The sequence below is a fragment of the Aliiglaciecola lipolytica genome (assembly GCF_018860635.1).
In the GTDB taxonomy this organism is placed as follows: Bacteria; Pseudomonadota; Gammaproteobacteria; order Enterobacterales; family Alteromonadaceae; genus Aliiglaciecola; species Aliiglaciecola lipolytica_A.
This window is the reverse complement of record NZ_JAHKPT010000030.1, coordinates 142,030-155,811: the sequence shown is the minus strand read 5'-3', so window position 1 is coordinate 155,811 and position 13,782 is coordinate 142,030. Positions and strand designations below refer to the sequence as shown.

The following is a 13,782-nucleotide window of genomic DNA, read 5'->3' as shown; positions in this document are numbered from 1 at the left end:
AATTATGCCTTTTAACAACGAGCTCACCGAAGAACTTAATCTAATCTTAAAATTCCCCAACAAAAGTTTAATGCAAGGACTAAAAATCCATCACGATGCTGAACAGTCAATGGTAGATGCAGCAAAAAGGTTATTTGACAAAGGCGTGGTTAGTCAACCAGATGGCGGCTATCTAACTGATTTAGGACATGATTTAGCAGAACACGCGCAAATTATTCAGTCCGCCCTAACTTCCCGATAGAATTTGGATAAATACGGCAGGCAACGGTTGTATCGACTGTTGTCGCTGTCATCTAGTTGTATTCTAAGGGCAGCTCTTTGGGTGCCCCGTGCCTAAATGTGCTTTTGTATTTAGTATTTTGCGTAAATGTCGATACAATCACTATAGTTGGTTAATTTTTTGACTCTGCGGAAAATTTGATATGCGCCTGTTTAAGTTTACTTCATTTATTACATCATTGGCTTTGTTGTCGTTTAATTTGCACGGTGCAGAACCGATAAAAGCGGTTGAATTATACACTCAAGATGAATTGATTGGATTGATAAATCGCAATGAACACCTCGACCGTGTGGTGCTCGACAGATGTCAACTTGTGCAAGACATTGAAGCACGCGCGGAAACCCTAAAGATTCCTTCTTTTCAATTTTTGTGGGGCGATATGTTAGCCTGGGGGGTGTGTGTTGATGCAGAACCAACTAGAGGCATTAGTTATATGCAAGAAGCTGCCGATCAGGGACTACCTGCCGCTTTGGAGCAGTTAGGTCGATACTATTCTGCAGGTAAACTAGTTCAACAAGACAAGCAGCGTGCAGTTATCTATTTACGAGAGGCCGCCGCCCTAGGAAACCTCAAAGCTCAAATTCAACTTGCCGATTTATTCATCGATGGATTTGGCAGCCCTTATGATTATGAAGACGCTTATCATTGGTTGTATAACGCCATCACAAATGACAAAAAAACTCATGCAAGAATTGCCAATTGTATGCATGATTTAGAAAAGTTAATGCATCCAAAGGCCGTCAGAAAAGCCAAACGTCCGTTAGATAGTTAATCTGAGGAAGGCTTCGTAGGCTGCTCAAAGGTCTCAAATTGGTCGGGTAAAAACTCCGCAAGCCGGCCTGATAAATCCACATAAGTTTTCAAAGCGGCTGGCAAAGATGCGTAAATCTTGGGAAGGTTTTCAAGTAACTTCAGGTTATTCACTCTTTTAGCTTGTTCAAGTGCAATAGGAATATTGGCAAACGAACTAAACATCAATAAACAATGTTTTAAGTCACGCTGGAATACACTCAGCTTTTCTGGTTGTTTTACTTGCACTTGTTGCCAACATCCCTGCCAAACCGATTCCAACTGACTATGCCCAGTCAATAAACCTTGCAGCCATTGGCTAACAGGAATATCTGCGGTTAAGTTATCAGGCAGAGGCTGGCCTTTGCCTGGATAGTCAATATTATTTGTGCGCATCTGCGCTAATTCATGTTGCAATAAAGCCATCAAAACTTCAGCGATATGATCCACTTCCGACTCTGAAACGCCACCGCGCTTCTGCTGAAATGCCCAGCTAAGCCAAACATCAGGCATAGGTATCTCGGGTGCAGAGCTAACAGCAAAGACAATTCCCGTCACATAATGTGGTGAATGTAATAGTGTTGGATACTGCCTGCATATTTTTTCAAGCTGTTGTAAAGCGTCAGGTTTTACGAATGGCAAAACTCATTCCTATTGGCATTTCAGATTTTAGATTCATTTAACATTGAAATTTACTGAAAAAAACATTGACAAAAAAACCACTTAGAACGTTATAATATATCAATTGATACAGTATAACATTGCATTAACATTCTAAATAAAGGAGCTCGTCGTGCTATCGCAACAATACTCTTTACTCGCCAGTACCATTATACTAGCACTAAGTGTTTCTAACCAAGTTAACGCGCAAACCAAACCAATTCAAAAAGATGAACAACAAATAGAAAAATTGGTCATTACGTCAAATCCCCTTAATCCTACTGTGCTCGAGTCTGCTACGCCAGTTTCAATTATCGCAGGTGAGGATTTAGAATCGAGAATTGCCCCAACTCTAGGTGAAACATTAAAAAACGTTCCCGGTGTTCATAGCACCTATTTTGGACCGGTTTCAAGTAGCCCCATTATTAGAGGCCTTGATGGCCCAAGAGTTAAAGTTCTACAAAACGGTCTAGATGCGTCAGATGCATCTAGAGTAGGACCAGATCACGTAGTATCCACAGAGTCAGCTAACGCCACTCAAATAGAAGTGTTACGAGGACCTGCAACGCTGTTGTACGGTAGCGGCGCAATTGGTGGTGTGGTAAATATCGTAGACAATCGTTTACCTGTGCAAAGACGAGATGAGATTGAAGGTAAAGTTAGTTACTTACATGACTCTGTTTCGAGTGAAGATTTACTTAATCTGAATGTGGATGGCGGCAATGACACAGTAATGTGGCATTTTGATGCATTTGATAGAGAAACTGAAAACTATTCCATTCCAGGTTCCGCAGATATTGATGGCACCGAAGACAGTGGTAAGTTAGATAATTCGTTTATCGATTCAAACGGTTTTACCGCAGGTTTAGGTTGGGCTTCAGATAATCTCAATGTAGCATTCTCGTTAGGCCAATTAGAAAGTGATTATGGTATACCTGGTCATTCTCATGAAGAAGAGCATGAGGAAGATGAAGAAGAGCATGAGGAAGATGAAGAAGAGCATGAAGAAGAGGAAGTCTTTGCTAGATTAGACCAAGATCGTTACCAAATGTTAGTCGATCTGCATGATCTAGATGGCTTTTTCAGTGAATTTAAATTCCGCAGTGCTTACACCGATTACAGTCATAGTGAAATTGAAGATGGCGCTATAGGTACAACGTTTAATAATGAATCCATCGAGTCCCGTTTGTGGGGAAAACATCGCAGTATCAATGGTTGGGAAGGGGTAATCGGCCTCAATTACACCAACAGTGATTTTTCAGCATTGGGTGATGAAGCTTTTACCCCTGCTTCAGAAAGTGACTCACTTGCGCTCTTTGTGCTTGAAGAGAAACATGTCGATAAATTTTTATGGCAATTGGGTTTCCGTTATGAAAAAAGTGATATTTCTGTAGATAACAGCTTTTTCGAATCAACGGAAGATGAGCACACTGATGAGATTTTCTTTGATGATGCAAGTTATTCTGCATTAAGTTTATCGGCAGGTGTGGTGTGGAGCGTTCAAGACAACGCTACATTGTCATTTAATTATGCTCGTTCTGAAAGAGCACCTTCTGCCGCTGAGATGTATTCAAACGGTCTGCATATCGCAACTAGCACATACGAACTTGGTGCTGGATTTGATATTGAACCCAGTGACGAAGCTGGTGAATACCATATAGTCCAGAACCAACAAGACGCAGAAAAGGAAATATCAAACAACCTAGATCTGACTTATCACACTTCCGGCGACAGCGTAGAGGCGACCTTTAGTATTTTTTACAATCAAATCGACAACTACCTGTTCCAACAAAATACCGGATTAGTATCTGAAGATGGTCATATTCATAGTGAAGAAGAAGGTGACGAAGAGCTTGATGCTGACCATGATCATGAAGATGAAGGTCTGGCAATATATTTATTCCGTCAGCAAGATGCTGAAATTTATGGCTTCGAAGCGGAAATAGACTGGCACATAACTGAGCAAATTCGCTTGGAAACTTTTGCCGATATAACAAAAGCAGAACTCACCAGTGGTGAAAACTTGCCTCGTATTCCACCAGCAAGAATTGGTTTTGGATTGCACTTTGAAAGTGATTATTGGCACGCTGAAGTAGGTGCAACCTACAACGCTAAGCAAACCGATATCGCTGATTATGAAACTGAAACTGCAGGTTATACCTTAGTAAATGCGGCGTATAATTATTACACCGAGGTAGCCGACAATGAATTGGTGTTATTTGTTAGAGGCAATAACCTACTCGATAAAGAAGCTCGGGTTCATGCGTCCTTTATCAAAGATGTCGCCCCTTTACCGGGTCGCTCAGTGGTAGTCGGAGCAAGATTAAACTTCTAAGATAATTCATATTCTAATATAAATGACGTTGCACCAATCACTTGCTGTAACGTCATTTTTCCCACTCAAGTAATCGAACTCCCATGCCACCTGTCTTAAAACAATTCATTTAAAAATCAGCACCATCTGCGACACTTTGCATGCCAATGTAGAGCCAAGCAAGTGACAACAATCTTACTCTGCGTTAAGCTGACTTATCACTCATTTCGTCCATCTCAATTACCCAAAAAGTCAGTGTGAACAGGGTTTAAGATAAAATTGGTATCATTATGAAAAAATTCGGCCCTGCGCTGTTGGTAACCGCTGCATTTATTGGTCCTGGAACTGTGACCACTGCCACGCTAGCAGGAGGAAACTTTGGTTTTGCCTTGGTTTGGGCGTTACTGTTCTCAGTTATCGCCACTTTTGTATTACAGGAAATGGCGTCGCGCTTAGGGTTGGTTACAGGTAGTGGCTTAGCTGAAGCTATTAGTCAACAATTCAGTGGTATCAAAAAAATGCTAGCCTGCCTGTTAGTCGTAAGTGCGATAGGTATAGGCAATGCGGCCTATCAAGGTGGCAACTTAACAGGTGCTGCTATAGGTCTATCTGGTTTATCTGGCGGAGAATTAACTCACTGGGTATGGTTACTGGCTGCAATTTCAAGTGGCCTACTGCTAACCGGCCAATACAAGTGGGTAGAAAAGTCGCTGATCACTTTAGTCTTAACCATGTCTACCGTATTTATTGCCACTATGTTTATTGCTGGACCAAGTTTACAAGACATTGTTCGGGGTGCTTTGGCATTTGATTTTCCTGATGGTAGCAGTTTAATGATAATGGCTTTGATAGGGACAACAGTTGTTCCTTATAACCTATTTTTACACGCCAGTATTGTGTCCAAAAACGCCCCTGATAAAGATAATCTAGACTCTGCATTAACAAATAATCGGATTGATAGCACCTTATCCATTGGTTTAGGTGGGTTAATTACACTGTCAATTTTATCCTGTGCAGCAAGTACCTTTTTTGCCACACAAACTCAAGTAGACGCCGCTAACATAGGTCAACAACTGGCCCCCTTATTGGGTAGCTATGCCAATGTTTTCTTCGCAATTGGCTTATTTGCAGCTGGACTCACTAGTGCGATTACCGCCCCTTTAGCCGCAGCTTACGCTGTTAGCGGCGCGCTGGGTTGGAAAACCGAACTTGCCGATAAGCGATTTAAGTGTATTTGGATTACAGTGATGATTGTTGGTGTGCTCTTTGCCAGCATTGGCATAAAACCCTTAGCGGCGATTTTATTTGCGCAAGCGGCTAACGGTTTGCTGTTACCGGTTATTGCCATCTTCTTAATCTGGACTTTAAACAGTGAAAAACTAATGGGTCAGCATAAAAACGGAATCTTAGCCAACCTGTTTGGAGGTTTAATAGTCGCATTCGTTTCAGCTTTGGGGCTGTATAAAATAGTCAGTGTTTTTATCTGATATTTTTACGCCCCAGCTGGAGAAATTAAGATTTTAGTCGATTAAATACTTCTTCAAGCATGCTTTTTGGACAACCGAAGTTAATTCTAACAAATTGTTTATTGCCAAAATCAACGCCTGGTGAGGGTCCTACTCCCTTACTTTCAAAATAAGATTGTGGGTTGTCTAAGCCTAACCCACTGGCATCTATCCAAGCCAAAAAGGTCGCTTCCACTTTTAACAATCTAAGCCCTTCAATTTGCTCTACCTGTTGCTCGACATAGGCTAAATTTGCGCGCAAATAATCGAGTAATTCAGAATGCCATTGGTCGCATAAAGTAAATGCAGCTTCGGTTGCTACCAGTCCCATAACATTTGCCCAAGGGATAAACCCTTGCATACCCGCTACAAATTCAGCGCGTAATTTACTATCAGGAATAATCGCAAACGATGTGCCTAAACCTGCAACATTAAAGGTTTTACTCGCGGCCATCAGCGTAATTGAGTTGTGCTCTAATCCAGCGAAGTTCCCAGCAGGAAAATGCTTTTTCGATTCATCTAGGACTAAATCACAATGAATTTCATCTGAACACAACTTGACGTCATATTTATTGCAAATTTGCGCAATTTTAGTGAGTTCAGCTTCACTCAATACCGAGCCAACAGGATTCATAGGGTTACATATGATAAACAACTTGCACTTAGGATCACTCGCCTGTTCTTCTAATTGCGCAAAATCCAGAGTCCATCGACCGTCAATCTCAACGCTATCGATTTCAATTCTGTTTAGTCCACTAATTCCCGGAGCAGCTCTTAAAGGTGGGTAATTAGGTGTTTGAATCATCACCGAATCCCCCGCCTCACAATAAGCTTTGCACGCTACGTTGAAAGCAGGCACAACACCTGGTGTCCAGACAATCCACTGAGGATCAATTTGCCAATCGTGTTGCTCTTTTAACCAACGCACAACAGCGTCATTTGCCGGCGTATACTGTGCTGGCAAAGTATACCCAAACAAGCCGTGCTCCACACGTTGTGCAAGAGCTGTTTGTATCGCCTTAGGGCTCGCAAATTCAGTATCTGCAACCCACATAGGTAAGATATCTGTCCCTTTGTATTTTTCCCATTTGAATGCGTGAGTAGCGGACCTGTCGATGACATCATCAAACTGCATGATTGTTCCTTTAACAATGTTAATTAGTAAAGCGGATAGTGTAAGAATCTATTTATTTTAGCAATTTCGCTACTCTATCGGTTAAGTCATGATTTTTAAATGGTTTAGCAATAAATTCTGAGGCGCCGGCTTTTTTAGCAGACATAACAAGATCTCTGGTTGCTGTTCCTGTCACCATTAAAAATGGCAAGTCCTGACGTTTCGAACGAACCGTTTTCAACAACGCAATACCATCGTGTTCCGGCATTTGCCAATCACAGATAACTAAATCAATTTTATTCATGTCATTTTTATCTATATAACGCACAGCATCAACGGCACTGTTTATGGTAATAACCTCACCTTCAACAAACTCTTCTAAAATCAGCTGTATTAATTCCAAGGTAATTTGATCATCGTCAATTACAAGTATTCTGTGCATCAATCCAACCTATTTTCATAAAACATATGGGCGCTAATATACTCTGTATGCGCCAATTTTTATATTGTAAAAAAGTCTAACACCGAAGCTTTCGTTATCTGTGCGGCGCTAATGATTCGTCAGCTTCACAAAGCAAATAACTCACAAAGGTGTTGTTAAGTTGATTCAGATCAACATCAATTTATGCCATAAGCCTAAGATAAGTACATCGGATTAGGAGATAGAAAAATGAAACAAAATGTTGGCATATTAGATACAGCAATTCGTTCAATTTTAGCACTTGCATTTTTGGCAATGGCGGTTGAAGGTTTATACGGTACCACAATAAGCATTGTATTAGGTGTAATTGGCGCAGCATTATTTTATACCAGCAGTTTTGGATTTTGCTTACTGTATAAATTACTTGGAATTGATACATACCCTGACTTCAAAGATGACTCTTATCATCCAGAATGATCAAAACAGGCCCAGTTGATCGCTAGTGATGTCTTCAAAGGAGACATTTATGAAAGGTAAAATACCTTCTGCGATGGGCCTAATTTGTTTATCAATGTAATGTTCATAGTCTAAGGCTGAATGAATGTAATCTACAGGCTGAGGACCATCTAAGGTAATCACATAACTTATCCAGCCTTTGTTTTGATAACGAAGTGGTTTGTTGAGCTGTTTGTTTTGCTCATCGGCAATACGGGCAGCTTTTACGTGAGGTGGCACATTTTTCGTGTATTGGAGCAAAGGTTGGCGTAGTCGTTTTCGATATACTAGTTGTTCGTCACACTCCCCTGACCTTATTTTTCTTATCACATTAAGCAAGTAAGCACTTACATCCTGATTAGCAAACACCATTCTATACAAGGTTGGTTGAAATTCTTTAGCGAGTTTGGTCCAATCAGAACGAACCGTTTCCAAACCTTTAAATATGAGTTCAGGTTGTTTACCTGAAGCATACTTCAAACCTGCATAGCGCTTTTTGCTGCCCGTTTCAGCGCCCCGAATGGTCGGCATCAAAAAGGTTGAAAATAAGGTTTCAAACTCTATTTCTAGGTGACATGGCAAATCGAGTTGCTGTTGAATTTTTTGTTGCCACATTTGGTTAATCTCTCGCTCAAGAGTCTTTCCTATATCCAACGCTTGTTCTACTCCCTTAGTATTTTCTAGCCAAACGAAAGTAGAGTCAGTATCTCCATAAATGACTTTGTAACCTTTTTCTTCAATCCATGCAGCGGTGGTTTGCATAATTTCATGGCCGCGCATAGTGATTGAACTTGCTAAGCGTGTGTCATAAAAGGGACAGCCACCAGATCCCAGAACACCATAAAACGAATTCATTATGATTTTAATTGCTTGCGAGCGAGCCGTATCCTGTTGACGCTTTGCCTCATCTCTTTGTCGCCACAAGCTGGTAATAATATCGGGAAGAAAGTGTTTATCCCTCGAAAATAAACCGCCACGAAAGCCCGGAATAGCGTTTTCCGGCTCAAGTAACCCCTCCACTAAACCTAGTGGGTCGATTTTGAAAGTACGGATGATAGAAGGGTAAAGACTCTTGAAATCGAGTACCAATACGTTTTTGTATAAGCCAGGAAATGAGTCCATTACATATCCGCCAGGACTTGCTAACCCGCCATTTGCGGGTCGATTGGGCGATACATACCCAGAACGATGGAGTTTAGGCAGATAGAGATTAATAAAGGCAGCTACAGAACCACCAATTTTATCCAGTTCCAGCCCAGTTAATTGGCTTCGTAACAGTAAATAACTAATTAAGTTGGTATGCTCAAAGATTCTTTCCACTAACACACAATCTTGCAGATTATATTTAGCTAATTTTAGTTTGTTATGATTAAAATCATGGGTAATAGCGGCAACACGATTATCCACATCAGTGGTGTCTTTTCCCTCTCCAAGTAATGCTTGAGCGACATTTTCCAAACTAAAACTATCAAAATGGTAAGTCGCTGTTTTCAAACTATCGATACCATCAATGACCACTCGTCCAGCAATATTCATAAACGCCTGGTTACTATCATTTCGCGACTCACGCCAGTAAACGTCACTTCCATCTCGCCCAAGACGCAATCGCACGTTCAATTTGTTGGCTCTTTGGGTCAACACTTTGAAATCGAAGTTAATGATATTCCAGCCAATAATAAGGTCTGGATCAAAGTGGGTAATAGATAGATTCAATTGTTCAATGAGACGTTTTTCATCCTCAACCCATATCAGCCAATCCTGATTATCTTCCGGCTGCCCGATCATTATGACTTGTTTAAAATCGCCGCTAGATAGTCCAATTGAATATAGTTCGCCGTCCATACTGCACTCAATATCAAGAGACACTAAGGTTAGTTTCGGAATGTAATCAGCGGGTTTGAGGCGAGCATTTTTCAACGAAATATAGCCAGACGTTGCCTTGCTCTGCTCATTTTGAACCTCGCCGGTAAAATAAGCACCAGCACAGATAAAACGCTCCATCATGTATCTATCGGGCAACCTGATGTCATTTTCGAATGCAGTGATTTTTGCGGCGGCAAGAATATCTCTGGCGCGATAAAAAGGCCCAGTAGTTGCAAAATACAGGGCGTTCACAGAAGTGTGTTCGAATGTTTTTAACTTTACTGATTTGAATTCAAGCGCAATCCCCGATTGATTTAACAAAGCCCTAGCGCGCGATACATCGTGATTTGCAATGAACATCACTGGTTTTTGTTGATCAGTAATGATTTTTACCGGTCCTTGTTCGGTGCTCAACCAAAATTCGATACAGGCACAACCATTTCGTTCAACCACTTTACGAGTGAGTATGAACCCTTTCTGCGGGATATGTTGCAATAGCGGAGGCGCTCCGTTGGAATCAAAGGAAAAACCAAATTGTACAGCTTTGAAGAATACCAATCCAGATTAAAAGTCTGCTGGGCAAAAGTGTTTTGGTGAATTGATTCACTACTCTAGATTAGATGTAAAATGCGCTTTTGGTTAATTATTATAGTTCTAATTGCAGTAGTGATGGATCTTGCTCATCAAAAATCACAACCTTATCTCTCCCCCCTCGTTTCGCTTGATAAAGGGCTTTATCGCATTGCGCCATTAAACACTCTAGTGTCATGCCTTGAGCATATTCGGCTAAACCGGTAGAGATAGATAGACTGAGTCCATTTAGATCAAATGAAATCGGTAGTTGTTTAACCTTATGGGATAAACTTTTAAGTGTTTTTTCAGCATCACCAAGGGATGTATGGGGCAATGCGATCATAAACTCTTCACCGCCAATTCTACCTATTACATCAGTTTGACGGAAAGTATCTAAACATAAGCCACCAAAACTGGTTAACACCTCGTCACCAGCAGCATGACCAAAGGTGTCATTTATTTTTTTAAACAAATCGATATCAACAATAGCCACTGACAATTTAAATTTATGTCGACTGGCCAACTCAATTTGTTGTTGCAGTAACTCAAAAGCATGGCGACGATTGGCCAATCCAGTTAAACCGTCTACATTCGCTAACTTTTCCAATTTGCTTCGATTTTGGATAGTGCGATACACCAATACAATCAATAAACCACATATGATTAGAGTTGCTCCAAATAGCATTAATAACTGTAAATTTTTAGTTTCCACATCGTTGATGCTAATTTGCTGTGTGCGGTTTTCTTGTTCTAATAGTTTATTTTCCCGATCCTTAATTTCGATTTCATATTTAGACCGTAAACTGTGTAATTGCTGGGTACTTTGTTGACTCAAAACTCGTTGTTTCCAAGATACTGTTGCTTCTAGCTTTTCAAATGCCTCTGGGTACTTACCTTCTAATGCCAATAGACGGGCATGCATTTCTTCAAGCGAGATATTTTGTACCGGCATATTATCTGGATCGATGTAAGATTTGGCGGCTGCTAAATATTGTTTTCCGTTTTCAATATTCTTTTCTGCTATAGCGACTTTTAACAAAGATAAACTGGTATCTAAAAGCATGTAAATATTTTGACTTTTCTCGAAAATATTGAATGCCTGTTGTAATTTCGACCTTGCTTCTAAAAAATTATTTTCCATCAAAGAAATACCCGCGATTTCTTTCAAAGCATATGCCACTCCCTGCTCGTCCCCCACTTGCTCGGCTAGGTCTTGTGATTGTTCTAATTGAGAGCGACCTAGTTCACGGTTACCGACGTTCTTATTCGCTCTGCCCAAACCATATAACGCAATACTCAGCTCCAAATAGTTTTTATTTTGCTGATGAAAGTTTGCGGCTTCTTCAAAAAATGGGATAGAAAGGGCATCTTCCCGTCGATATTCATATACCAAAGCTAAAATGCCAGCAACGTCTCCACGGCTTAGCAGTACAGATTGCGGCGCAAGTTCGTAAGCTCGTTGCAGGTCTACTAATGCGCCTTGATAATCCACTAATGAATTAAAAATTATGCCCCTTACATATAAAGCACTCACTAGCAGATTAACGTCGTTGTTTAATTCGGCCCAAACTAGCGCGGCACTACTGCCGACTAAACCCTCTTTAGGTCTGCCCACAAAATCCAAAGCCTGTGCTTCGTTGAGCTTCGTCATATGAAATAACCAAGGTTGGGTTTTTGCATCGATAAAGCTAAGGGCGGTTCTAGCGTGTTTTAATGCTTTAGCAGGAAAAGACAACGAGTAGTAAACCATACTCAAAGCAGAATGATGCTGAGCATGTTGCAAACTGTCTTGTCCCACTGATGGCGGGTTTTCAAGCAATTTTTGTAATGTTGTCGCCGGTTCCTTGGCTTTTTGTGAAATCAATTCATTATAGGGCGATTGCCACATACTGATAGGTACGGCAACTGACGGCAAGCTTGTTAACCCTATCGTGATAAAGGCGACAATAAGTCGAATAAACTGATACAAAAATTTTCCTCTAACCATCACTGATGAAAACTGAGTTTTCATTGTAGTGCATTTTTCATCCAAGAAATTATATTAATTCATACCTTAGCTATGCTTATTAAACGATTCGAAAAACTTTAAAAATAGCTTAAGGCGCTGAGATAAATATACTTTTGGTGTTTACACGATCATCACAGATTTGCAAAATAAACAGTTCACCATATTCACTTTCATCAATTTTAGTAGCAACGCCCCCTAACGCAGAAATTAACTCAGGAGTCGTATTACTGTGACCGACTATCAGCACATTAGTTTGCAGTGCCTTGATACTCTGAACAAAAGCTGTCAGTTGCTTAGGCGAGTAGAATTGCACATCTAGTCCTGATCGTTGTGAGAAAGGCTGGGCTGTCTGCTTGGTTCGGTGATACTTAGTTGAATAAATGTGTTGAATATTTTTCGGCATTAAATAATCAGCAAGGGCTTCAGCACGAAGCTGACCTTGTTGAGTCAATCCAGGATCAATGCCACCAGATTGTTTTTCAAAATGGCGAACCAGATACAAGTCATAACAGTAGCCATTTAGTGGCAATAAAAGTAACACTGCATACAACAATTTTATCATTATGGATCCCGCATCGGTAATTTGCCCAAGTCAAATATATCTCAAATGCTAATCTAAAGTGAAACATAGACGGAAAATGTGCAAAAAGTTTGTTTCCACACAAAATTTACTCTGATTTTTGATATCAAGCAGAGATTCAATTAGCATTCGCAACTTGTACTAGATTATCTTCAAATGGAAACTATCTAGCCTAAAACATGACGGTGCTAATTAAACAACAAAAAAAACAACAAAACTTAATTAACTAGTGCCACATCATAATATGTAGATTCACTATTTTGACGGCGATATATAACGCCCAATAACCTAAGAAGTAACGTTAATGCCCACTTATTCTGGAAATATTCGCAAAATGCGCGGTCAAGCTGAAATTGGCTCTACGGTTGAATATAGTTTACCTATTGGTGATTCGCACATCAGCATGAATCCATTAATTGGAACCGCGCTGAAAGTAAGCTATCAGGGCGTGATTAATTGTGTCCATTGCAATACAAAAACCAAAAAAAGCTTTAATCAAGGCTATTGTTATCGCTGTTTAATGAAACTAGCTCAGTGCGATACTTGTATAATCAAACCTGAAACTTGCCATTATGAGCAAGGAACTTGTCGTGAACCCCAATGGGGGGAAGACAACTGCATGAACGATCATTTTGTGTATCTAGCCAATACCGGCACCTTAAAAGTGGGGATTACTAGGCACGTTAGCGATGGTGTTTCAAGCCGCTGGATCGACCAAGGAGCAACTCAAGCAATACCTATCTTACGGGTAAAGAACAGGTTGCTCAGTGGCTTAGTTGAAACGGTAATTAAGCAACATATTGCCGATAAAACGAATTGGCGAGCGATGCTAAAAGAGCACCCTAAAGAAGCTGACTTAATTGCCATGCGAGAACACTTATTTGGTTTAGTGGAAATGGAATTAGATGATATTGGCTCACAATATGGGCTACAAGCAATCAGCCTAATCGATATGCCCGCAATTGACATTCAATACCCTGTGTCTGAGTACCCAAGTAAAATCAAGTCAATTAATTTGGATAAAGAATTCGAGTTTGAAGGTGTGCTAAATGGCATCAAGGGACAATACTGGATGTTAGATAATGATAGGGTGATTAATATGCGTAAATACTCAGGGTACCATTTAGACATTACAACCAACTAAGTTAATTATTTATAGGTTAGTTTTTAGCGACTATAG

12 protein-coding genes are annotated in these 13,782 nt (G+C 40.4%); 6 read left to right on the top strand and 6 right to left on the bottom strand.

Annotated elements, in window-relative coordinates; all coding sequences use genetic code 11:
* Positions 1–4 precede the first annotated feature (4 nt).
* Entirely contained in the window at positions 5–241 is a 237-nt protein-coding gene (locus KO530_RS16930) for a TIGR02647 family protein (RefSeq protein ID WP_216049640.1), read from the top strand.
* Positions 242–422: 181 nt separating this feature from the next.
* A complete protein-coding gene (locus KO530_RS16925; RefSeq protein WP_216049639.1) occupies positions 423–1,052 on the top strand; it encodes a tetratricopeptide repeat protein in 630 nt (209 codons plus the stop codon).
* On the opposite strand, the gene KO530_RS16920 is transcribed toward KO530_RS16925, so the two are convergent.
* Positions 1,049–1,711, bottom strand: a complete 663-nt coding sequence (locus KO530_RS16920) for a UPF0149 family protein (protein WP_216049638.1) — start codon at positions 1,709–1,711, stop codon at positions 1,049–1,051. The two genes, KO530_RS16925 and KO530_RS16920, sit on opposite strands and share 4 nt — an antisense overlap.
* A gap of 151 nt (positions 1,712–1,862) precedes the next feature.
* Between KO530_RS16920 and KO530_RS16915 the strand changes: the two genes are divergently transcribed.
* Entirely contained in the window at positions 1,863–4,064 is a 2,202-nt protein-coding gene (locus tag KO530_RS16915; protein WP_216049637.1) for a TonB-dependent receptor, read from the top strand.
* A gap of 269 nt (positions 4,065–4,333) precedes the next feature.
* A complete protein-coding gene (locus KO530_RS16910; protein WP_216049636.1) occupies positions 4,334–5,530 on the top strand; it encodes an Nramp family divalent metal transporter in 1,197 nt (398 codons plus the stop codon).
* Between the two features lie 25 nt (positions 5,531–5,555).
* Here the strand turns inward: KO530_RS16910 and KO530_RS16905 are convergent, their stop codons facing one another.
* Both KO530_RS16905 and KO530_RS16900 read right to left on the bottom strand, forming a co-directional pair.
* Positions 5,556–6,683 (bottom strand): MalY/PatB family protein, encoded by a 1,128-nt coding sequence (locus tag KO530_RS16905; protein ID WP_216049635.1) that lies wholly within the window; start codon positions 6,681–6,683, stop codon positions 5,556–5,558.
* Between the two features lie 52 nt (positions 6,684–6,735).
* The gene (locus KO530_RS16900) at positions 6,736–7,104 is read right to left on the bottom strand and encodes a response regulator (protein ID WP_216049634.1); all 369 of its coding nucleotides are present in this window, start codon (positions 7,102–7,104) and stop codon (positions 6,736–6,738) included.
* Between the two features lie 228 nt (positions 7,105–7,332).
* Between KO530_RS16900 and KO530_RS16895 the strand changes: the two genes are divergently transcribed.
* Positions 7,333–7,560, top strand: coding sequence for a YgaP family membrane protein (locus KO530_RS16895; RefSeq protein WP_216049633.1), 228 nt, complete (start codon positions 7,333–7,335; stop codon positions 7,558–7,560).
* Here KO530_RS16895 and KO530_RS16890 read toward each other — a convergent pair whose 3' ends face one another.
* The 3 genes from KO530_RS16890 to KO530_RS16880 form a co-directional block, all read right to left on the bottom strand.
* Positions 7,561–9,936, bottom strand: coding sequence for a DNA polymerase II (locus tag KO530_RS16890; RefSeq protein ID WP_216049632.1), 2,376 nt, complete (start codon positions 9,934–9,936; stop codon positions 7,561–7,563).
* 151 nt (positions 9,937–10,087) lie between these two features.
* Complete coding sequence (locus KO530_RS16885) at positions 10,088–12,025, bottom strand: tetratricopeptide repeat-containing diguanylate cyclase (RefSeq protein WP_216049631.1); 1,938 nt, start codon at positions 12,023–12,025, stop codon at positions 10,088–10,090.
* Positions 12,026–12,110: 85 nt separating this feature from the next.
* Entirely contained in the window at positions 12,111–12,584 is a 474-nt protein-coding gene (locus KO530_RS16880; protein WP_216049630.1) for a SixA phosphatase family protein, read from the bottom strand.
* Positions 12,585–12,906: 322 nt separating this feature from the next.
* Here KO530_RS16880 and KO530_RS16875 point away from each other — a divergent pair, with 322 nt between their 5' ends.
* Complete coding sequence (locus KO530_RS16875; protein WP_216049629.1) at positions 12,907–13,746, top strand: DUF2797 domain-containing protein; 840 nt, start codon at positions 12,907–12,909, stop codon at positions 13,744–13,746.
* The last annotated feature ends 36 nt before the right edge of the window (positions 13,747–13,782 follow it).